The following is a 21,351-nucleotide window of genomic DNA, read 5'->3' on the forward strand; positions in this document are numbered from 1 at the left end:
GTCGTACACCACGCGGCGTTCGCAGCCCATGATCAGGTCGAGGTTGCGCAGGCCGACGTCGAAGTCGATGACCGCGGTCTTGAAGCCGCGCAGGGCCAGCCCGGACGAAAAACTCGCGCTGGTGGTGGTCTTGCCGACGCCGCCCTTGCCGGACGTGATTACGATGACGCGTGCCACGGTATCCCCTTAAATAGTGGTGTCGCTTCAGTAGTCGTTCTGAAGCGGGATGATTTCGAGAGTATGTTGATTGCCCGAGCCGATGAGACGTACCTGGGCTGCACGCCCGGCGACGTTCGGCGGGATGCCGCGCTCGAAGGTTCGATAGACCCCGGCGATGGATACCAGTTCGGGACCGAAATTGGTGCTGAAGATGCGGGCAGATGTGTCGCCACGCGCGCCGGCGAGGGCGCGGCCGCGCAGCGGACCATAAACGTGGATGCTGCCGTCGGCGATAATCTCCGAACCGGGACTCATGCCGGCCAGCAGTACCAGATCGCCGCCCTTGGCGTAGATCTGCTGGCCTGAGCGCAGCGGGCGTTCGACGATCAGGGTTGGGGCAACGCCGCTGCTGGCAGGCTGGGTCTCGGCAGGCGGTGGCGCTTCCGGCACGGGGGCCGGGGCCGCCACGGGTTCGGGTTGTGGCGCCGGTGCCGGTTGGGGCGTGGCGATGGGGCGTTCGGCCCCCATGCCTTCCTTGCCGAGCAGCGCCAGGTTGGCCCGGCGGGCTCCTTCGTGCAGGTGTTCAGGCAGATGGCGCACGCCGATCGGCTGCACCTGGTAGCGCCGCAGCAGGCTCGTGATGGCAGTCCAGTCCACCCAATCGGGCGTGCTGGCGAGCTGGGAGAAGTCGAGCACCACCGGTTCGCCGGCAAAGAAGTCGGGCATGCCGCCCATCATCATGTGCATGGCGTCGGCGAGACGCACGGCGTCCGTCTCCCTGACATAGGCGGTCATCACCGCCAGGCTGGCGCCTTTGAACTCGATCAGTTTGCCCTGGGAAGCGTCGGCCATAGAAGATGCGCTGCGTAAGTGCGGACTAAAACCGTGGAAGTCTACTTTTCAGCAGGGTTTCGGGCAAGTCCGCGGGTGCAATGGGTTGTTTCAGTGAAGAGTGGGCGGTTCGTCGAACAATGCGGCGATGTCGTCGGCGTTGAAGCGGTATTCGTGGTTTGACAGATCGTCGTGGATCAGTACCTCGCCGTGTTCGGCGAGCATGGCTTCCAGTTCGGCGCGGCCGAGGGAGCGCAGCATGTCGCGCACCTTGTCCCAGTCCTGGGGCCACTCGTGGGTGACTTCGCGGGCGTCCAGCAGGCGTACGGTCTCCTGGTGGAAGAGGCGCAGCAGCACTTCGTCGGCGGGCAGGTTGAGCAGTTCTTCGGGGCGGATCGTGGACGCCAGGCGGGTGACGCGGTCCCAGCCGTCGGCGTCCTTCTTGTCGGCGTCCGGCAGCTTCTGCAGGAACAGGCAGGCAGCGGCCTTTTCCGACGAGGCGGTGTGCAGGACGGCGGGTTGTTGCTCGGACTGGGTCAGGTAGTGCTCGAAGATCTCGGCAACGCTGTCGCCTTCGATCGGCACATAGCTCTGGTACGGGTGGCGCAGGCCGGGCATGTCGAGGCTCAGCAGCAGCTGGCCGTCGCCGAGCAGGTCGGCGATGCCTTGCTGGCTGGCGGCTTCCGGGGCGGCCTTGGCGTAGCCGCGCAGGTTGAGGGCCTCGTTGATGTCCACCACCAGCAGGCTGACCGGGCCGTGGCCCTGCAACTGGATGGTCAGGCGGCCGGCCTGCTTGAGGTTGCCACCGATCACGCTGGCGATGGCGCCCATGGCACCGAGCAGGTCGCGCACATTGGCCGGGTAATCACGGTTTTCGAGGATGCCTTGCCAGACGTCGTCGAGCTTGACGACGGCGCCGCGGATGTCGAGGTCTTCGAGCAGGAAACGCTGGATGTAGGAGTTGCTCATTCCGGGGTTCCCGTCGTGGTGAGGAAGCTGGTGTACAGGGTGGTGTCGAGGCCGACCAGCAGCTGTCCGCTGTCGGTTTCGATGACGGGGCGGCGGATCAGGCTGGGGAATTCCTGCATCAGCTGCACCGCGGCGCTCTGGGTCTCGATGGATTGCTGCTCGGCGGACAGCTTGCGCCAGGTGGTGCCGCGGGTGTTGACCAGGCTCTTCCAGCCGATGGCCTTGCTCCAGGCGTGCAGCTTGCCCGAATCGATGCCGGCCTTCTTGTAGTCGTGGAAGGTGTAGGCGACGCCATGCTCGTCGAGCCAGGCGAAGGCCTTTTTCATGGTGTCGCAGTTCTTGATGCCGTAGATCGTGGTCATGGGAAAAACAGCGCGACGCCCCGAGAGGCGTCGCTGGAAAATCAAACAGATGGGACGGATTTTAGCCGTCCCGGAGTGGGCGCGGGCTTATTTCTTGAGGGCCTTGGCGAAGGCGGAAGCCAGCGAGCCGGCCAGTGCCGGTTCCCGGTTCGGCTTGCCGGCCGGACGCTGGCTGCCGCGGTGAGCATCGCGCCGGTCGCCGCCGGGCTTGTGGCCGCCGGCCTGAGGCTGGTCGCCCATGCGCATGGTGAGGGCGATGCGCTTGCGCGGCAGGTCCACTTCGGTGACTTTCACCTTCACTACCTGACCGGCCTTCACGATGGTGTGCGGGTCCTTGACGAAGCGGTCGGACAGGGCTGATACATGGACCAGACCGTCCTGGTGCACGCCGATGTCCACGAAGGCGCCGAAGTTGGTGACGTTGGTGACCACGCCTTCGAGGATCATGCCGACGGCGAGATCCTTCAGGTCTTCGACGCCTTCCTTGAAGCTGGCGGTCTTGAACTCGGGGCGGGGGTCGCGGCCGGGTTTGTCGAGTTCCTTCAGGATGTCCTGCACGGTAGGCAGGCCGAAGCGCTCGTCGGTGTAGCGCTCGGCCTTCAGCTGGCCGATGGTGCGGGCGTCGCCCAGCAGTTCGCGGACGTTCTTCTGGATGTCCGCGAGGATGCGCTCGACCACCGGATAGGCTTCCGGGTGCACCGCCGAGGCATCCAGCGGGTTGCTGCCGTTGGTGATGCGCAGGAAGCCGGCGGCCTGCTCGAAGGTCTTGGGGCCGAGGCGCGGTACGTCGAGCAGCGCGGCGCGGTTGGGGAAGGGGCCGTTGGCGTCCCGGTGGGCGACGATGTTGGCGGCCAGTGTGGCGTTGAGGCCGGAGATGCGGGTCAGCAGGGCGACGGAGGCCATGTTCACGTCCACGCCGACGGCGTTTACGCAGTCCTCGACCACCGAATCCAGCGCGCGGGCCAGGCGGGTCTGGTTAACGTCATGCTGGTACTGGCCGACGCCGATGGATTTGGGATCAATCTTGACCAGCTCGGCCAGCGGATCCTGCAGGCGGCGGGCGATGGAGACGGCGCCGCGCAGGCTGACGTCCAGGTCCGGGAATTCCTTGGCGGCCAGTTCGGAGGCCGAATATACCGAGGCGCCGGCTTCTGACACGACGATCTTGGTCATGTGCAGCTCGGGGCGTAGCTTGATGAGGTCGGCGGCGAGCTTGTCGGTCTCGCGGCTGGCGGTGCCATTGCCGATGGCGATCAGTGACACGCCGTGCTTCTCGCACAGCTTCGATAGTGTGTGCAGGCTGCCGTCCCAGTCGCGGCGCGGCTCATGGGGGTAGATGGTGGCGGTGTCGAGGAGCTTGCCGGTCTGGTCGACGATGGCCACTTTCACGCCGGTGCGCAGGCCCGGGTCGAGGCCCAGCGTGGCGCGGGCGCCGGCGGGGGCCGCGAGCAGCAGGTCCTTCAGGTTGCGGCCGAAGACACGGATGGCTTCCTCTTCCGCCTGTTCGCGCAGCTGGCCGAGCAGTTCGAGTTCCAGGTGCAGGGAGATCTTGACGCTCCACGCCCAGCGCACCGTCTCGCGCAGCCAGGCGTCGGCGGCGCGGCCTTGGTCCTTGATGCCGAAGTGGCCGGCGATGCGCCCTTCGCAGGGGTTGGGGCCGGGCGTGCTGCCGTCGGTGGGGTCGGAGTCGAGGGCCAGTTGCAGGCGCAGGAAGCCTTCGTTGCGACCGCGGAACAGGGCCAGCGCTCGGTGGGACGGCACGGTGCCGATGGCTTCGCGGAAGTCGAACCAGTCGCGGAACTTGGCGGCGGCCGGATCGTTCTCCTTGTCGGCGATCACCGTCGACGCGACGACGCCATGATCCTTAAGGTATTCGCGCAGCTTGCCGATCAGTTCGGCGTCCTCGGCGAAGCGCTCCATCAGGATCTGGCGGGCGCCGTCGAGCACTGACTTGGTGTCGGCAAAACCGGCTTCGGCATTGAAATAGGCGCTGGCTTCGCTCTCCGGCACCAGGGTCGGATCGGCCAGCAGCGCGTTGGCCAGGGGCTCGATGCCGGCTTCGCGGGCGATCTGGGCCTTGGTGCGGCGCTTCTGCTTGAAGGGCAGGTAGAGGTCCTCGAGGCGCTGCTTGGTTTCGGCGTTTTCGATGGCCTCGCGCAGGGCGGGGTCGAGCTTGCCCTGCTCGTCGATGCTGGCGATCACCGCGGCGCGGCGGTCTTCCAGTTCGCGCAGGTAGCCGAGGCGTTCTTCCAGCGTGCGCAGCTGGGTGTCGTCCAGTCCTCCGGTCACTTCCTTCCGGTAACGGGCCACGAAGGGCACGGTGGCGCCCTCGTCGAGAAGTTGCACGGCGGCGAAAACCTGACGGGGCTGTACACCTATTTCGGCGGCAATGCGTTGTTCGATCGGCAGAAGCATGGACGGGTGAAGGCCAGAAAAAGGGCGCATGGTGCAGAAACGCAGCCGCGCCTGCAAGCCCGTAGCCGGTGGAGTTTCCGGTAAAATCCCAAGATTATCCATGTCGCGCAGACCCCCGTTTTCGCGTACATCCAGTCGGGACGCCCCGTATGGCGGCCCGGCGCAGCAGGAGAGCACACCGCATGAATCCGATGATCGCCGCGTTGACGCTGGCGCTCGGCTTGATGATGGTTGGAGGCGAAGCCTCCGCCGCCCATCATCAGGCCAAGACCGACGCGCACAAGGCAGCCCCGGCTTCCAAGAAGCCCGAGGCAAAAAAGAGCGCCAAAGCCGGAAAGTCTTCCGAGGCCAAGGCCAGCGCATCCAAGAAAACCTCTTCTGGCAAGGCTGCCAAGGCGGACACGCCTCGCCAGGCCGCGAAAGCCGGCAAGGCCGGCCGTCACGACAAGGCATCTGCGGCCGAAAAGGGCGGCAAGGCGGGCAAGGGCAAGGCCGAGCGCAATGATCGCCGCCATCACGGCAAGTCGGCCCGGCAGGAGCGGGCGCCGCAGGTTGCTGCGCCCCTGTCGCCGGATGCCAAAGCTGCCGCCAAGGCGGCTGCGCTGAAGACCGTCGAGTCCCGGGTTGAGCCGCCGAAGCCGCCCAGCCGTAGCCATGGCCGTGCGATCGGGCGCGAAGCGTTTGCACCGATGGCGGGTCGCGAGGCGCTGGGGCGTGAGGCCTTCACGCCGAATTCGGCTCCGCTGCCGCCGGCAGAGCGCCGTGCCGCGATCCCGGTGCCGCCGCCTGTTGTGCCCAGCGGGCGCCAGAGTGTTGTGATTCCTCCGCCGGTGGTCAGTGCGCCGGCACCTGTCGCTTCGGCGGCCGTTGCTGCGCCGCGCCCGGCGACTGCCCCGCAGGTTCATGCCGTGCGTGCGCCGTCTGCCGTTTCCAGTGGGGAAATGTCGGCCGCGGAAGCGGCGGCCGCAGCGGCGGCAGCGATCAATGCGCCCTCTGCGCCCGCTCCGGCTCCTGCCCCGGTCGCGGCCCCGCGTGCGGCGGTGACGCCTGCGGTGCCCGTGAGCACGCCGCAGGCACCTGCTCCGAGCTCGGCGGCTCCGTCCGGTAATGTGCCGCTGGCTGTGACGACGCCGACGCCGTCACGGCCAGCGCGCGGAGCCGCGCGGGCCTATGCGATGGATGGCGCGACCTTCTATCAGGGAGGACGCAAGATCCGCATTCAGGGCCTTGACGTGCGTGAGCCCGGCATGACCTCCGAGCATGCAACCCAGCGTCTGCAGCGGGCGCTGGATGCGGGTAGCGTGACGATTGAGCCGGTGGAGATGGATGGCTCCGGTCATACCGTCGCCATCGTCCGCGTGAATGGCCGCAATGTGGCCGACACGGTGCGCACGGCCAACTGAGCGCCCTCTTCAGGGGTGGGCTGCGCCCAGGCCACCCCACGAGGATAGGGAAACTTGAGGCGGTCCGACGTTTCCTTGAGGCGCTTTCTTACATTGCGATGAGGGTCTGCCGGCCCCACCAGCTGGCACCTGCAGCCAGTTCGACAGGCTCCTTCACCGCGGCGGCCTCGACGCACAGCATGCGGCGGAAACCGTCGGCAGGCATGTCGGCGAGGGCCGCGCACTTTTCCTCCCACGGATTCCAGATCACCACATCGGGGAAGTTCTCGGTGTGGACGCCCATTGCCCGGCGATCCTCCCGTACCAGCAGGGTGCGGGGCGCGCCGTGGTAAACGCGGTCGACTTCCCCTTCGATGGCGAGGCCGACGCCAGTTTCCTTCTTGATCCGGTCGCCGTCGGCGCTGTCCCGGTATTCCAGCCCGCGCAGGCCTTCGATGCTCAGGGCCTCGACCTCGCGCACCTTCAGGTAGGTGTGCAAGGCCGCGGTGAAGCTGAACGGCGCATCGCCGGTGTTCTCCACTTCCAGCTCCATGTCGAGGCGGTCGCCGCCGATGGAGAGGCTCATTTCCGCGGTAAAGGCATGCGGCCACAGGGCGTGGGTGGCGTCGTCGTCGGAGAGGCGCAGGGTCGCCACTGCGTAGTCCTTGCCGGCTCGGGTTGTGGTGACTTCCCAGCGGCGGTTGCGGGCGAAGCCGTGCTTGGGCAGCGGGCCGAGGCTGGCGAACTGCGGGAAGCACACCGGCACGCCGCCGCGTATGGCGGTGCTGCCGTCGAAGATGGCCTGCGGGCTGAGGTAGAGGCGGTCCTCGCCGCCGGCCGGTGTCCATGAAAGCACATGGGCACCGAACAGGGAGATCAGTGCAACGGCACCGTCCGGTGTCTGCAGCTTGAGAACGGGCTGGCCGTGCAATTCGGCGGTTTCGATCTGGTCGGTCATCTTTCGCGGGCCGGTCTCATTGGGCCGGCGCTTGAGTGTTACAGAGGGCGCGATGATAACGCGACGACTTCCTGATGGCGGAAGCAGTCGATGGTGTGATCGTTGACCATGCCGGCGGCCTGCATGAAGGCGTAGCAGATGGTGGTGCCGACGAAGCGGAAGCCGCGCTTTTTGAGCGCCTTGCTGAGCTGGTCGGACAGCGGCGTGCTGGCCTGGGCGTCGGCGAGGCTGCGCAGGTTATTGTTGATCGGCTGGTTGACCACGAAGCGCCACAGCCACGCGTCGAAGCTGCCGAACTCGGCCTGCACTTCCAGGAAGGCGCGGGCGTTGTCGATGGTGGAGGCGATCTTCAGGCGGTTGCGGACGATGCCCGGGTTGGCGAGGAGGGCGGCCTGGTCGGCTTCGGTGAAGCATTCCACGGCGGCCGGGTCGAAGCCGGCGAAGGCCTGGCGGTAGTTCTCGCGCTTGCGCAGTACGGTGATCCATGACAGCCCGGCCTGGGCGCCTTCGAGGGTCAAGAGTTCGAACAGCGCCCGGTCATCGTGAAGCGGTACCCCCCATTCCTGGTCGTGGTAGGCCTGGTACAGGGGATCGTCCCCGCACCAGGCGCAGCGGATAGGGCGAGTGCCTTCCATCGTCAGCCCTGCAGGGTCAGGATGCCGTGCTTGACGGTGTTGTCTTCCGGATCGTTGGTCAGCACGAAGCCGAGGCTGGAGACGAACTTCAGCATGCGTTCGTTGTTCGACAGGAAGATGCCGGTCATTGCGTTCAGGCCGCGGTTGCGTGCGGTTTCGATCAGCACGCCCATCAGTCGCCGGGCCAGGCCGCGGTGCTGCCAGTCCTCGGCGACGACGATCGCGAACTCGCAGGTTTCGCCATCCGGATTGACGGCATAGCGGGCCACGCCGATTTCCGTCTCCGTTTCGTTTTCCTCGATGGTGGCGACGAAGGCCATTTCCCGGTCGTAGTCGATCTGCGTGAGGCGGGCCACCATTGCCGGCGGCATCTCGCGCAGGGTATTCATGAAGCGCAAGTACTTGGTCTCGGGCGAGAGCTTGCGGACGAATTCGATTTCCAGGTCGGCGTCTTCAGGCTTGATCGGCCGGACGGTGATCTCGCCTTCCGGCATCGAGATCTTGGTGATCAGGTGCGACGGATAGGGGTGGATCGCCATGTGGTCGTAGCGGTCGGCGGTGGGGGCGATGTTGTCCACCACGATGCGCGCATCGACGGCGACGGCGCCGTGCTCATCGACGATCAGCGGGTTGATGTCCATCACACGGATCCACGGCAGCTCGCAGACCATCTCGGAGATGCGCAGCAGCACGAACTCCAGTGCTTCCATGTTGATCGGCGGCATGTTGCGGTATTCGCCGAGCAGCGTGGAGACGCGGGTGGACTTGATCAGATCCTTGACCAGATAGTTGTTGAGCGGCGGCAGGGCGACGGCGCGGTCGGCCTGGATTTCCACGTGGGCACCGCCTTCGCCGAAGGTGATCACCGGCCCGAAGATCGGGTCGCGGAACGAGCCGACCATCAGCTCACGGCCGTAGGGCTTGATGACCATTGGCTCGATGGCGACGCCGTTGATGATGGCGTCCGGACGCTTGCGCTTCACTTCCTCCAGGATCTCCTGGTAAGCGGAGCGCACGGCAGCCAAGCCGTTGAGGTTGAGGCGCACGCCGCCGGTATCGGCCTTGTGGGTGATCGACGGGGAGTCGATCTTCATGGCCACCGGCAGGCCCAGTTCTTCTGCCAGCACCATTGCCTCGGTGGCGGAGCGGGCGACCACCGTTTGTGCGATGGGAATCCGGAAGGCAGCCAGCAGGGCTTTGGACTCCATCTCGTTGAGATTCTTGCGGCGCTCGGACAGGGCTGTCTCGATGACCAGGCGGGCACTTTCCACCGACGGCGGATTAAGGTCGGACGACAGGGAGCTCGGCGTTTGCACCAGCAGCTTCTGGTTGCGGTAGTAGGCCGAGATGTGGCCGAACAGTTCGACCGCCGGCTCCGGCGTGCGGAAGGTGGGAATGCCAGCGGTTTCGAACAGTTTGCGCCCCTCGCGCACCTGTTCTTCACCCATCCAGCAGGTGAATACCGGCTTGTCGGCGGCCCGTTCGATTTCGATGACCTTTTGTGCGACCTCGGTGGGGCGGGCCATGGCCTGGGGCGTCAGGATGGTCAGCACGCCTTCGACGTTCTCGTCGGCCAGCACGATGTCGAGGGTCTTGCTGTAACGCTCGGGGTCGGCGTCGCCGATGATGTCCACCGGATTGCAGTGGGACCAGTTGGCCGGCAGGATCTCGTTGAGCTTGGCGATTGTGCCGTCGGACAGCGTGGCCAGCGGAATGCGCAGGTCGGCTGCACGGTCGGCAGCCATCACGCCGGGGCCGCCGCCATTGGTGATCACCGCCAGGCGGTTGCCACGCGGGCGGAAGTGGGAGAACAGCGCGTTGGCGGCGGCGAACAACTGGCCCATGTTGTAGAGGCGGATCACGCCGGCGCGGCGCAGCGCGGCGTCGAACACCGCGTCCTCGCCCACCGTGGCGCCGGAGTGCAGCAGTGCGGCGTGGGAGCCGGCGGGGTGGCGGCCGACCTTGATCAGCAGCACCGGCTTGACGCGGGCGGCGGCGCGCAGCGCGCTGACGAAGCGGCGGGCGTCCTTGATGCCTTCTACATATAGGAAGATGCTCTCGGTGCGGGCATCCGAGACCATGAATTCGAGAACCTCGCCGAAGTCGATGTCCACCGAGGTGCCGAGGGAGACGACCGACGAGAAACCGACGTTGTTGGGGCGCGCCCAGTCGAGGATCGCCGAACAGAGGGCGCCGGACTGGGAGATCAGGCCGATCGAGCCCTTGATGGCGCCGCCGTGGGCGAAGCTGGCGTTGAGGCCGAGTTCGGGGCGCAGCACGCCCAGACAGTTGGGGCCGAGCAGGCGGATGCGGTGGCGTCGGGCGTTTTCGACGGTGTTCTTCTCGAGCATGCGGCCGCGCGGGCCGGCGTCGGAGAAACCGGACGGGAGCACCACCACAGACTTGCAGCCGGCGCGCCCACAGGCGTCGACGATGGCCGGCACGCGGTCGGCCTTGGTGGTGATGACTGCCAGGTCGAGGCGCTGGGGGATGTCCTCGACGCTCTTGTAACAGGGGACGCCAAGCACCTGGTCGTACTTCGGGTTGACGGTGAACAGCTTGCCCTTGAAGCCGGCCTCCAGCATGTTGCGTACGAGAATGTTGCCGAGGGACAGCTCTCTTTCGCTGGCGCCGATGATGGCCACCGAGCGGGGCTCGAAGAGGGGCGTGAGGTAGTGCTGTTCGTTCATGATGGGTACTCGGGTGAGTGCGGGTCGTGCGGCTATTGGGTTGCCGTTGCCACGTGGCTTCGGGTCGTCTGGGGCCGGGGCGGATTTTACCCTGCGCAGGTGATCCTGGTATTGGTAAACCTACTGATTTATTGCGCCGCACAACGAAAGCTGTGATCTAGATCAAATGGTGTGAATTCAAATTGTTGCGCGCCTGCAACGCTTACCCTGGAGGCATGCGCCAGGATCGGGCCGGGCTTGCTGGACAGGGGGGAGGTGGGGGTGGGCAGGTAGGCACGAATTTCGGCGGACATTAAAATCCGTGCCAATTAATGTTTGACGGCATCGCGATAGGTGTGTACTATTCGCGGCTCTCGGGGTGTAGCGCAGTCCGGTAGCGCGCTTGCTTTGGGAGCAAGATGTCGGGAGTTCGAATCTCTCCACCCCGACCAAAGCTTGACCCGGGTGCCCACGGCGAACTGCCCGTAGCTCAACTGGATAGAGCACCGGCCTTCTAAGCCGGGGGTTACAGGTTCGATTCCTGTCGGGCAGGCTCTTTAAAAGGTTCTAGATCGGCGATTTCGATCGGCGGTCATCAGTGGCGGCATTAGCTCAGTTGGTAGAGCACTGGATTGTGATTCCAGGTGTCACCGGTTCGATCCCGGTATGTCGCCCCAAGTATCAAGAAAACCCGCTGATTCGTCAGCGGGTTTTTTCGTTTACGGCCTTCAGCTTGCTTGCAGGTGAGCGGGCCGCTTTTCCGTTCTTGTCCTCTCAAGCTGCCTCTCTCGCCGCCGTTAATCAGCCACTACAGTCTGCCTGCTCCAAAGAGTCCGTATGAACGCGCCAGAACCGAATTTCCAAGGGATTACCCTGCGGACAGGTGAGCTTGCCCGCATCGTCCGCGTCAATGAGGAGATCAAGGCCGTTGTGGCGACGGCCTTTCGTATCAACCTGATGGCGCTCAATGCGATCTTCCTCGCCAAGCGGGCAGGCAATGCGGCGCTTGGCTTCGGCGTGCTGTCCAACGAGCTGCGCCGGTTTGCGCAGGATCTGACCCGTCACATGGCATCCCTGCGCGAAATGACTTCCGGTTCGGTGGGTAGCGTTACCGGCGTCGTCCAGCAGCAGCGCATCGCACGCATCCTGGCTGACGCGCTCAAGCTCAGCGGTGAAGGTGTGCCGGGGGCGAGGGAAGCCCGAAGGCGTGGTGCAGCCCGGTTGGCCGAGCAGCAGAGCCGCCTCCGGGGGCTTGACCTGCGGTTGCGTGCGGCTGTCGAGGAAACCCAGCAGCTGGTTGAGCTGGGTGGTGTTCTGGCCCGATCGGCCAAGATCGAGGCGGCTTATGGCGGCGGCTTCAGTGCAGCATTGATGCAGGTGTCGACGGATTTTGCCGAGGTGATCGCCCAGATCAAGCGGTCACTCGAGGTTCTTGGCAAGGAACGCCTCGTAAAGGATTAGGAAACCCATGAAACAGGCCCATTGCATCTACCAGGACGAGGAACACCGCTGGCTGGCGATCGCGCGGGATGCCACCAAGCCCGGTTACATCATCGATACCAATGAATACGTGGTGGTTCACGGCGATGAAGCCCTGCTGTGCGATCCGGGTGGCATCGAGATCTTTCCGGCGGTCTTTTCGGCCTTGTCGGCGGAGTGTGATCCGACAAGGCTGGCGGGGATCTTCGCGTCCCATCAGGATCCGGACATTATTTCCTCGCTGGCCTTGTGGCTGGAGTTCAAGCCTGATCTGAAGTGCTACACCAGCTGGTTGTGGCAGAGCTTTCTGCCTCATTTTGGCGGGCAGGACTCGACCTTCGTGCCGATCCCCGATCAGGGCACGACGATTCGTCTCGACGGCTTGGAACTGCAGGCTATTCCGGCCCATTACCTGCACTCGTCCGGCAATTTCCACCTGTACGATCCGAAGGCCAAGATCCTCTTTTCCGGCGATGTCGGCGCGGCCTTGCTGCCAGCGGATAACAACGATCTGTACGTCCAGGATTTTTCCCGCCACATCCGCCATGCGGAGGGCTTCCACAAGCGCTGGATGGGTTCGGACCGGGCCAAACGCGACTGGTGCGAGCGGGTCTCCCGCCTGGAGATCGACATGCTGGTGCCGCAGCATGGGGCCATCTACCAAGGGGCGGACGTGCAGCGTTTCATCAACTGGTTTGCCGCGCTGGAAGTCGGCGTGCTGCGCAGCTAAAGTGTCGCGGCCCCGCTTTTGCGGGGCCCGCCGGCAGCCGGGGCGCCGCGGCGGAAACACGGAGGCGCGGCATGTATCTGGCTCTCAAGCATTTTCACATTACCTGCGTGGTGCTCAGCGGTTGCGGCTTCGCGTTGCGGGGCTGGTGGTCGCTGAGCGGCTCACCGCTGCTGCAGGCCCGCCTGACGCGGGTACTGCCTCATCTCGTCGATTCCTGCTTGCTGGGGAGCGCGCTCGGCCTGGCCTGGATGGCGGCGCAGTATCCCTTCGTCCATGCCTGGCTGACCGCCAAGGTGCTCGGCTTGCTCGTCTATATCGGGCTGGGGAGTGTAGCGCTGAAGGCGACGCGCCCGCGCGCTCAGCGGGCTATTGCCTTGCTTGGCGCGCTGGCGACCCTGTCGTGGATCGTGTCGGTGGCGGTCAGCAAGAACCCGCTTGGCTGGCTGGCCTGGCTGTGAGGCCAGTCGCCGCCGTCAGGCGGCGTGGTGGTTGAGCAGGCGTTTCAGGCCCGGCGTGTCGAGAATGCGGATGTGCTTCTGCTGGACGGCAACGAGGCCTTCTTCCTGGAAGCGGGAGAAGGCGCGGGACACCGTTTCAAGCTTGAGGCCGAGATAGGAGCCGATTTCGTCGCGCGTCATGCGCAGGTGGAACTCGGACGGCGAGAAGCCCCGCGCTGTGAAGCGTTGGGACATGTTCAGCAGGAACGCCGCCAGGCGTTCCTCGGCGCGCATCGAGCCGAGCAGCATCATCACGCCATGATCGCGGACGATCTCGCGGCTCATGATCTTGTGGAACTGGTGTTGCAGGCTCTCTACCTCCCGTGACAGCTCTTCGAGCCGGTTGAACGGGATCACGCAGACCTCGCTGTCTTCCAGCGCGATGGCGTTGCAGGAGTGGTGTTCGGTGCTGATGCCGTCCAGGCCCAGCACTTCGCCGGTCATCTGGAAGCCGGTCACCTGGTCGCGCCCATCCTCGAGAATCACGTCGGTTTTGAAGGAGCCGGCGCGGATCGCATAGATCGCCTCGAAAGAGTCGCCGGAGCGGTAGAGGTGCTGCTGCCGCTTGATCTTGCGGCGGCTGCCGACGAGCTCGTCGAGCTGGTCGATCTCATTGGGGTCGAGGCCGAAGGGAAGACACAATTCCCGCAGGTTGCACTGGGAGCAAGCGACCTTGATGTCCACGACCGTCACCGGAATCACCGATTTCATCTGCACGCGCAATCACCTGAACTGGAAGGATTTACCAACGTTTGGGGCCCTTTGATCCACGTCAATACTGTTTTGGATCGATTCTGCGATCGTTCCGCGCAACCAACAGAAGTGCACCATGAACACGACACAAAAAGACCTGATATTCGATCCCGAGCTCATTCGCAAGTTTGATGTGAATGGCCCGAGGTATACGTCCTACCCGACCGCGGATCGCTTCGTCGAGGCGTTCAACTCCGAAGCCTTGAGCGACTGGCTCGGGAGACGCACCGTCGGCGGAATCGGCAAACCGCTCTCATTATACTTCCACATCCCTTTCTGCAATACGATCTGCTACTACTGCGCGTGCAACAAGATCATCACCAAGGATCATGGTCGCTCCGCCAAGTATCTGGATTATCTCGAAAAAGAAGTGGACATGCAGGCGGCCAGGCTCGATGGGCCGCGGGAAGTCCTGCAGTTGCATCTGGGCGGTGGCACCCCGACCTTCCTGTCCCACGACGAACTGCGTCGCCTGATGGGCATGGTCCGCAAGCACTTCACGCTGGTGCCGGACGGTGAGTATTCCATCGAGGTGGATCCGCGCAAGGTGGATGAAGCCACCGTCGCGCTGTTGGCTGAACTGGGTTTCAACCGCATGAGCGTCGGCATCCAGGATTTCAACCCGGATGTGCAGAAGGCGGTCAACCGCGTTCAGAGCGAGGAAGAAACCAAGCTGGTGATCGACGCGGCGCGGGCCCATGGCTTCAAGTCGGTCAGCGTGGACCTGATCTATGGCCTGCCCAAGCAGAACGTCATCAGCTTCAACCGTACCCTCGAGCAGATCCTGGCCCTGTCGCCGGATCGCCTGTCGATCTATAACTACGCGCACCTGCCGAGCCTGTTCAAGCCCCAGCGCCGCATCATCGACGCGCAGCTGCCGTCGGGCGAAACCAAGCTGCAGATTCTGCAACTGGCGATCCGCCGCCTGACCGAGGCTGGCTACGTGTATATCGGCATGGATCACTTCGCCAAGCCGGACGACGAGCTGACCACGGCCCAGCGCCAGGGGCGCCTCCACCGCAACTTCCAGGGTTATTCCACCTACGCGGAGTGCGACCTGCTGGCCTTCGGCGTGTCGGCGATCGGCAAGGTCGGGCCGACCTACGCGCAGAACGTGAAGACGCTCGACGAGTACTACGACATCATCGACACCGGTCGCCTGCCGGTGCTGCGCGGCATCGAGCTGACGCCGGATGACCTGCTGCGGCGGGCGATCATCCAGGCGCTGATGTGTCACTTCGAGCTGTCCATCGAGTCCATTGAGATTGCCCACCTGATCGACTTCAACAAGTACTTCGCGGCCGAACTCGCCGACCTGCGCGAGATGGAGAAGGGCGGCCTGTTGAAGATCGACAGGCAGTGGATCACCGTGCTGCCGGCGGGCCGCATGCTGGTACGCGCCATCGCGATGGTCTTCGACAAGTATCTGCGTGCCGATCGGGAGCGTACCCGTTACTCGAAGGTGATCTGAACTTCCGGCCGGCTGGCCGCTCCGAGGCGAGCGGGCTAGAATGCCGAGCCATGTGTTGGAACGCGCCCCGTGTTGCCCACGGGGCGTTTTTGTTTGTCCAGGTTGAATCTCCATGCCCGAAACCGGCTATTTCGCTGTCTTCCTTATCGGCCTGCTCGGCGGCACCCACTGTGTCGGCATGTGCGGCGGCATCGTCAGCGCACTGACCGTGCAGTTGCCCGGCCAGCGGCGCAGTGACTGGCCCCTGCACCTGGCCTACAACGTCGGGCGGATCAGCAGCTATACCCTGGCGGGTGCGGCGATGGGAGCGATCGGCACGGTCGGGCTGCTGTTCAACAACATCCTGCCGATCCAGTTGTTCCTGTACGTGGTTGCCAACCTGATGCTGGTGGCCCTCGGGCTCTACCTGACTGGTTTCACGCGGGCCCTGTCCGGCGTCGAGCGGCTCGGTCAGAAGCTGTGGGTGCGCATCCAGCCGCTGACCCGGCGTTTCCTGCCGGCGCGCAGCGTGGGCCAAGCCTTTCCCCTGGGGCTGCTGTGGGGTTTCCTGCCTTGCGGCCTGGTGTACAGCGTGCTTGCGACGGCCTTGGTGACCGGCTCGGCGGAGCGTGGTGCGGGACTGATGTTGGCCTTTGGCCTCGGCACGCTGCCCAACCTGCTGTTGGCCGGTATGGTACTCAAGCGTTTGCGTGACGTCGTGCGGAACCGGGCAGTGCGGACGGGGTCTGGACTGGTGGTGCTGGCTTTCGGCGTGTACGGTCTGGTGACGACACCGACTCTCGGCAGCAATCTGTGGAATGGCGTGGTCTGCCATTTCTGAGTTTTTCCTGTAAGGCGGAGCGAATTATGAAAATCCTGCTGGCCGTCGATGATTCTCCGGTTGCGCTACGTGTCGTTGCTCAGGTGATCGCCCTGGCTGGCGAACTGAAGAGCGCGCCGGATGTGCATGTACTGTACGTGCATCCGCCGATTCCCATCGAGTTCGCGACCCGCCACGTAGCCCGCGAGACCCTCGATACCTATTACAGGGATGAGGGCGAGGGTGTGCTCAAGGAGCCGGTGGCCCGCCTCAAGGCGGCCGGTCTGCCGGTGACGCCGCATATCCATGTGGGGCAGCCGGCCGATGTGGTGCTGCATCAGGCTGCCGTATTGGAGTGCGACTACCTGTGCCTCGGCCGGCACGGCCGCAGCGTGGTGGCCGATCTGTTCGTCGGATCGGTGGCGACGCGGGTGCTGCAGCGGGCAACACTGCCCGTGCTGCTGGTGGGCTGAGGGACGCGGGCAATGGGGAACGAGCCAGGTACGCGTTACGACCTGCCGGTCTCCGGGATGAGCTGTGCGGCCTGTGCAACGCGGCTCGAAAAGGTACTCAACCGATTGCCCGGCATCAGTGCCGAGGTCAATTTCGGCACCGGCAAGGCTCGTCTGGCCGCGGCGCCCGATGGTGCCGGTGCGCCGGACATCCTGGCGGCAATCCGCAAGGCCGGTTTCGATGTGGCGCCGCAGACGCTGCAGTTGAGCCTGTCCGGCATGAGCTGTGCCGCCTGCGCGGCGCGCATCGAGAAGGTGGTTAACCGCCTGCCCGGCGTGGAGGGCAGCGTCAATTTCGCTGCGGAAAGCGCGCGCGTCCGCTACGTGCCGGGGCTGTCCGAACCGGCGGTGATCATCGCTGCCATCCACAAGGCGGGTTTCACAGCGACGCCTGTCGTCGCCCGTGATCGGGAGGCCGACAAGCTGCGCAAGGAGGCCGAGTTCCGCACCGAGCTGCGGCTGTTCTGGATTTCGGCGCTGCTCAGCGCACCCTTCCTGGTCCAGATGGTCGGGATGTTCTCCGGCGTTCTGGGGGCGGGCGAGCATCATGCGGAGTGGCTGCCGCGCTGGCTGCAGGGTTTGCTGGCGACGCCGGTGCAGTTCTGGATCGGGCGGCGTTTCTACAAGGGGGCCTGGTCGTCCCTGCGCGGCGGTGGCGCCAACATGGACGTGCTGGTAGCGCTCGGCACCAGCGTTGCCTACTTCTTCAGCCTGGTCGTGGTGGTGTTCGACCACCACGATCTGCACGTTTATTTCGAGGCCTCGGCCAGCATCATCACGCTGGTGTTGCTCGGCAAGCTGCTGGAAGCGCGGGCGCGGGCGCGCACGTCGGCGGCCATCGAGGCGCTGCTGCGCCTGCAGCCTCCCACCGCCTGGGTCGAGCAGGATGGCGCGCTGCAGGAGGTGCCTGTCGAGCGCGTCGTGGCGGGCATGGTCTTCGTGCTGCGTGCCGGTGATTCCGTGCCTGTGGATGGCGAGGTGCTGAGCGGCGAGTCGTCGGCCGACGAGGCGATGCTGACCGGCGAGAGCGTGCCGGTGCCCAAAAAGACCGGCGACAAGGTTTTTGCGGCGACCGTCAATGGCGACGGCGTGCTGCGCTGCCGGGCTACCGGGGTCGGAACCGAGACGCTGCTGGCCGGCATCGTGCGTCTCGTCGAGCAGGCCCAGGGCGGCAAGCCGGCGGTGCAGAAGCTGGCCGACCGCATCGCCGCGATCTTTGTGCCGACGGTGGTGGCGATCGCCGCACTGACCTTCGTGGCTTGGTGGTGGCTGGGTGGGGAGTTGGCGCCGGCCCTCGTCAATGCGGTGGCGGTGCTGGTGATCGCCTGTCCCTGCGCGCTGGGCCTGGCCACGCCGACGGCGGTGATGGTCGGGACCGGACAGGGGGCCCGCGCCGGTATCCTGGTGCGCAACGCCGAGGCGCTGGAACTGGCCGAGAAGATTGCCGTGCTGGCGGTGGACAAGACCGGAACGCTGACCGAGGGACGCCCGGCAGTGCTGGATGTTCGCCCGCTGGAGGGCGTGGCGGCAAACGATTTGCTGGCTGTCGCGGCGGCGGTCGAGCAGGCCAGCCACCATCCGCTGGCCAAGGCCATCGTCGATGCGGCGCAGGCGGCGGGCCTGCAGTGGAGCCTGGCCAATGCGGTGCAGACAAGCGGCGGCAAGGGCATCAGTGGTCGTGTGGATGGGCGCGGGGTGTGGATTGGCTCGCCGGAGTTCCTGGCCGGGCAGGGTGCCGAGTTGCCGGCCAATGTGCTGCAGCCCCTGCTCGATGCCGCCTTGACGCCGGTGTGCGTTGCGGTCGACGGGAAGCCTTGGGGTGCGCTGGGGCTGGCCGATCCGCTACGCGCCGGTTCCAAGGCCGCGGTGACGCGTCTGCAGGCGCTCGGCGTGCGGGTCGTGATGCTGACTGGCGACCATCCGGCGGTGGCGGCCCGTATCGCGGCGGAGGCTGGTATTACGGAATACAAGGCTCAGGTGTTGCCCGGCGAGAAGGCTGCGGCGGTGGAGGCCCTGCGCGGCAGCGGCCGTGTCGCGATGGTCGGCGATGGCATCAACGATGCGCCGGCGCTGGCGGCGGCGGACGTGTCCTTCGCGATCGGTGCCGGTTCCGACGTGGCCATCGAGGCGGCCGACTTGACCTTGGTGCGTAACGACCTGAACAGCGTGGCCGATGCGATCTCCCTGTCGCGGACGACCCTTGGGAAGATCCGTCAGAACCTGTTCTTCGCCTTCATCTACAACGTGCTGGGCATTCCTGCCGCGGCGCTGGGCCTGCTCAACCCGGTGATCGCCGGTGCGGCGATGGCCATGAGTTCGGTGTCGGTGGTCAGCAACTCCTTGTTGCTGCGGCGCTGGCGCCCGGGAAAATCCGACTGAAAGGAAAAACGATGGAAGACGTGGTGATCAAGGTGGGTGGCATGAGCTGCCAGGGCTGTGTGAAGAACGTTACTGGCGCGCTGTCCGCAACGCCCGGGGTGGCCAGCGTGGCGGTGTCCCTTGAGCAGGGCGAGGCGCGCGTCAGCTACGATCCGGCCAAGGTGTCTGCCAATGCGCTGCGCACGGTGATCGAGGACGCCGGCTTCGACGCGGATTGAGCGCTTTCTGTCATAAGGGTTTGTCCCAGCGTCACAAGGCTCACTTATAATGCTGAGCTGTCTTATATCTAATAACGGGAGGTAGTGATATGGGTTTCGACCAGGTCAAGGCTGGCAAAGACGTTCCGAACGACATCAACGTGATCATCGAGATCTCCGCTCAGGGCGATCCGATCAAGTTCGAAGTGGACAAGGACAGCGGCGCCGTCTTCGTTGACCGCTTCATGGGCACCTCCATGCGCTATCCGATCAACTACGGCTATGTGCCGCACACCGTTGCCGGCGACGGCGACCCGGTGGACGTGCTGGTCGTGACCCCCTTCCCGCTGCAGCCGGGCGTGGTCATCCGTGCTCGTCCCGTCGGCGTGCTGAAGATGGAAGACGAAGGTGGCGTGGATGCCAAGGTCGTTGCCGTGCCGGTGTCCAAGCTGACCCCGCTGTACGACAAGGTCCAGACCATCGACGATCTGCCCGAGCTGCTGATGAAGCAGACCGTGCACTTCTTCGAGCACTACAAGGATCTGGAGCCGGGCAAGTGGGTCAAGGTGACCGGCTGGGGCTCCGTCGAAGACGCCAAGAAGGAAATTCTCGACGGTCTGGCTGCTGCTGCCAAGTAAGCACCGGTCCGCTGCAATGAACAAAGGCCCGCGCCCTGCGGGCCTTTGTTTTTTGTGCGCCCTGAGACGGATTCCTGTTTTGGGGCTGCGAGGGCTGTCGGGGCGAATTCATTCGCCCGCGGGAGTGGAGCCACGCGCGATGGTCGAATCAATTCGCCCCCACAGAAAAGTGATGAACAATGGAGCGGTGGTGCGCGCATTCACACCGCCTGGCCTGCCGCGTAGCCCGACGCCCAGGCCCACTGGAAGTTGTAGCCGCCCAGGTGGCCGGTGACGTCCATCACTTCGCCGACGAAGTACAGGCCCGGTACTTTGCGCGCTTCCATGGTCTTCGATGAAAGTTCCCGCGTGTCCACGCCGCCGAGCGTGACCTCCGCCTTGGCGTAGCCGAGGGTGCCGTTGGGCGTGATCGTCCAGCCGGCCAGGGCGGCGGCGATGGTGTCCAGCTCCTTCGGGTTGAACTGGTTGGCCGGGCGGTTCCAGCCACGCTGCTCGCACCAGGCATGGGCGAAGCGCTTGGGCAGGCGGTCGGCGAGCAGGTTGGAGAGCAAGGTCTTGCTGCGCGCCCGTTCGCCGAGCCAGGCGCGGACGTCCTCGGCGGGGAACAGGTTGACGATGACCTGCCGGCCGCCGTCGCTATCGCCGTAGTCCCGCGCCTGCCAGTAGGACGATACCTGCAGGATCACCGGGCCGGACAGGCCGCGGTGGGTGAACAGCAGGTTCTCGCGGAAGTGCCCGGCGCCGCATTCGGCGACCGCATCGAAGGCCATGCCGGCCAGTTCCTTGTAGATGGCCAGTTCTTCCGGTGGCAGCGTCAGGGGCACCAGCGCCGGCTTGGGCGGCACGATGGCGAGGCCGAACTGCTCGGCGATCCGGTAGCCCAGCGGCGATGCGCCGATCTTGGGGATCGACAGGCCGCCGGTGGCGACCGCCAGGCTTTCGCAGCTGAAGCGGCCGTGGCTGGTGTCGAGCAGGAAGCGCGCCTCGGGTGTGCTGCCGGCTGTCACGCTGTTGAGCGTGCAGGGCATTGCCCAGCGCACGTCGCCGTTTTCACATTCGGTGCGCAGCATGTCGATGATGTCCTGGGCCGAGTCGTCGCAGAACAGCTGGCCGTGCTCCCGCTCATGCCAGGGGATGCCGTAGCGGGCCATCAGGTCGAGGAAGTCGGCGGGTGTGAAGCGGGCCAGCGCCGAGCGACAGAACTGCGGGTTGCGCGACAGGTAGTTGGCGAGGCCGACCGTCAGATTGGTGAAGTTGCAGCGGCCGCCGCCGGAGATGCGGATTTTCTCGGCGAGCTTGCTGGCGTGGTCCAGGATCAGTACGCGGCGGCCACGCTGCCCGGCCTGGGCTGCGCACATCATGCCAGCGGCGCCGGCGCCGATCACGATGACGTCGAAGTGGGAGCCGGCTGCAGGTGGTTTGGTGTGCGGATTCATGGACTTGGCGAGCTGAGGTAATGCCGGAAAGGGCGGGGAGGATAGACCCTGGCTTGCGTCAGGGCAAACACTGCTTACAT

At 65.2% G+C, this 21,351-nt stretch carries 20 protein-coding genes and 3 tRNA genes; 13 read left to right on the plus strand and 10 right to left on the minus strand.

What is annotated here, in order from left to right; all coding sequences use genetic code 11:
• The 5 genes from ACE3RX_RS15850 to ACE3RX_RS15870 form a co-directional block, all read right to left on the minus strand.
• Positions 1–177: P-loop NTPase (locus ACE3RX_RS15850; protein ID WP_374485926.1), on the minus strand; the 177-nt coding region annotated here is incomplete at its 3' end.
• 27 nt (positions 178–204) lie between these two features.
• On the minus strand, positions 205–1,011 hold the full coding sequence (gene minC / locus ACE3RX_RS15855; RefSeq protein WP_374485791.1) for a septum site-determining protein MinC: 807 nt from the start codon (positions 1,009–1,011) through the stop codon (positions 205–207).
• A 90-nt stretch (positions 1,012–1,101) separates the two neighbouring features.
• The gene (locus tag ACE3RX_RS15860; RefSeq protein WP_374485793.1) at positions 1,102–1,959 is read right to left on the minus strand and encodes an Hsp33 family molecular chaperone HslO; all 858 of its coding nucleotides are present in this window, start codon (positions 1,957–1,959) and stop codon (positions 1,102–1,104) included.
• Positions 1,956–2,321, minus strand: coding sequence for an ArsC family reductase (locus tag ACE3RX_RS15865; protein ID WP_374485795.1), 366 nt, complete (start codon positions 2,319–2,321; stop codon positions 1,956–1,958). Before ACE3RX_RS15865 ends, ACE3RX_RS15860 begins: the two co-directional genes overlap by 4 nt.
• 87 nt (positions 2,322–2,408) lie before the next feature.
• Positions 2,409–4,736, minus strand: coding sequence for a Tex family protein (locus ACE3RX_RS15870; RefSeq protein ID WP_374485797.1), 2,328 nt, complete (start codon positions 4,734–4,736; stop codon positions 2,409–2,411).
• A 182-nt stretch (positions 4,737–4,918) separates the two neighbouring features.
• Here ACE3RX_RS15870 and ACE3RX_RS15875 point away from each other — a divergent pair, with 182 nt between their 5' ends.
• Positions 4,919–6,139: a hypothetical protein gene (locus tag ACE3RX_RS15875; protein WP_374485799.1), complete on the plus strand. Its 1,221-nt coding sequence runs from the start codon at positions 4,919–4,921 to the stop codon at positions 6,137–6,139.
• An 88-nt stretch (positions 6,140–6,227) separates the two neighbouring features.
• Here ACE3RX_RS15875 and ACE3RX_RS15880 read toward each other — a convergent pair whose 3' ends face one another.
• Genes ACE3RX_RS15880 through ACE3RX_RS15890 form a run of 3 tightly spaced genes read right to left on the minus strand, consistent with a single transcriptional unit; the run spans position 6,228 to position 10,401 of the window.
• Positions 6,228–7,076: a D-hexose-6-phosphate mutarotase gene (locus ACE3RX_RS15880; protein ID WP_374485801.1), complete on the minus strand. Its 849-nt coding sequence runs from the start codon at positions 7,074–7,076 to the stop codon at positions 6,228–6,230.
• Positions 7,077–7,114: 38 nt separating this feature from the next.
• Entirely contained in the window at positions 7,115–7,711 is a 597-nt protein-coding gene (locus ACE3RX_RS15885) for a DNA-3-methyladenine glycosylase I (protein ID WP_374485804.1), read from the minus strand.
• Positions 7,712–7,713: 2 nt separating this feature from the next.
• Entirely contained in the window at positions 7,714–10,401 is a 2,688-nt protein-coding gene (locus tag ACE3RX_RS15890) for a GNAT family N-acetyltransferase (protein WP_374485807.1), read from the minus strand.
• Positions 10,402–10,755: 354 nt separating this feature from the next.
• On the opposite strand from ACE3RX_RS15890, the gene ACE3RX_RS15895 reads away from it, so the two are divergent.
• The 6 genes from ACE3RX_RS15895 (at position 10,756) to ACE3RX_RS15920 (ending at position 13,047) form a co-directional block, all read left to right on the plus strand.
• Positions 10,756–10,832 (plus strand) — tRNA-Pro (locus ACE3RX_RS15895).
• A 27-nt stretch (positions 10,833–10,859) separates the two neighbouring features.
• Positions 10,860–10,933, plus strand: a tRNA-Arg gene (locus ACE3RX_RS15900).
• Positions 10,934–10,981: 48 nt separating this feature from the next.
• Positions 10,982–11,057 (plus strand) — tRNA-His (locus ACE3RX_RS15905).
• Positions 11,058–11,217: 160 nt separating this feature from the next.
• A complete protein-coding gene (locus tag ACE3RX_RS15910; RefSeq protein WP_374485809.1) occupies positions 11,218–11,841 on the plus strand; it encodes a chemotaxis protein in 624 nt (207 codons plus the stop codon).
• A gap of 7 nt (positions 11,842–11,848) precedes the next feature.
• Complete coding sequence (locus ACE3RX_RS15915) at positions 11,849–12,589, plus strand: MBL fold metallo-hydrolase (protein ID WP_374485811.1); 741 nt, start codon at positions 11,849–11,851, stop codon at positions 12,587–12,589.
• 71 nt (positions 12,590–12,660) lie between these two features.
• Positions 12,661–13,047: a SirB2 family protein gene (locus tag ACE3RX_RS15920; RefSeq protein ID WP_374485815.1), complete on the plus strand. Its 387-nt coding sequence runs from the start codon at positions 12,661–12,663 to the stop codon at positions 13,045–13,047.
• A 15-nt stretch (positions 13,048–13,062) separates the two neighbouring features.
• Here the strand turns inward: ACE3RX_RS15920 and fnr are convergent, their stop codons facing one another.
• Positions 13,063–13,797: a fumarate/nitrate reduction transcriptional regulator Fnr gene (gene fnr / locus ACE3RX_RS15925; RefSeq protein ID WP_374485928.1), complete on the minus strand. Its 735-nt coding sequence runs from the start codon at positions 13,795–13,797 to the stop codon at positions 13,063–13,065.
• 118 nt (positions 13,798–13,915) lie between these two features.
• Here fnr and hemN point away from each other — a divergent pair, with 118 nt between their 5' ends.
• The 6 genes from hemN (at position 13,916) to ppa (ending at position 19,835) form a co-directional block, all read left to right on the plus strand.
• On the plus strand, positions 13,916–15,310 hold the full coding sequence (hemN, locus tag ACE3RX_RS15930; protein WP_374485817.1) for an oxygen-independent coproporphyrinogen III oxidase: 1,395 nt from the start codon (positions 13,916–13,918) through the stop codon (positions 15,308–15,310).
• A 112-nt stretch (positions 15,311–15,422) separates the two neighbouring features.
• Positions 15,423–16,130: a sulfite exporter TauE/SafE family protein gene (locus ACE3RX_RS15935; RefSeq protein ID WP_374485819.1), complete on the plus strand. Its 708-nt coding sequence runs from the start codon at positions 15,423–15,425 to the stop codon at positions 16,128–16,130.
• 26 nt (positions 16,131–16,156) lie between these two features.
• A complete protein-coding gene (locus tag ACE3RX_RS15940; RefSeq protein WP_374485821.1) occupies positions 16,157–16,582 on the plus strand; it encodes a universal stress protein in 426 nt (141 codons plus the stop codon).
• Between the two features lie 12 nt (positions 16,583–16,594).
• Positions 16,595–19,000: a heavy metal translocating P-type ATPase gene (locus ACE3RX_RS15945; protein WP_374485823.1), complete on the plus strand. Its 2,406-nt coding sequence runs from the start codon at positions 16,595–16,597 to the stop codon at positions 18,998–19,000.
• Between the two features lie 11 nt (positions 19,001–19,011).
• On the plus strand, positions 19,012–19,218 hold the full coding sequence (locus tag ACE3RX_RS15950) for a heavy-metal-associated domain-containing protein (RefSeq protein ID WP_374485825.1): 207 nt from the start codon (positions 19,012–19,014) through the stop codon (positions 19,216–19,218).
• An 89-nt stretch (positions 19,219–19,307) separates the two neighbouring features.
• Positions 19,308–19,835, plus strand: coding sequence for an inorganic diphosphatase (gene ppa / locus ACE3RX_RS15955; RefSeq protein WP_079432957.1), 528 nt, complete (start codon positions 19,308–19,310; stop codon positions 19,833–19,835).
• Between the two features lie 200 nt (positions 19,836–20,035).
• On the opposite strand, the gene ACE3RX_RS15960 is transcribed toward ppa, so the two are convergent.
• Positions 20,036–21,271 carry an NAD(P)/FAD-dependent oxidoreductase gene (locus ACE3RX_RS15960; protein ID WP_374485828.1) on the minus strand — a complete coding sequence of 412 codons (1,236 nt, stop codon included), beginning with the start codon at positions 21,269–21,271 and terminating at the stop codon, positions 20,036–20,038.
• Between the last annotated feature and the right edge of the window lie 80 nt (positions 21,272–21,351).

The organism is Zoogloea sp., assembly GCF_041914405.1.
GTDB lineage: Bacteria > Pseudomonadota > Gammaproteobacteria > Burkholderiales > Rhodocyclaceae > Zoogloea.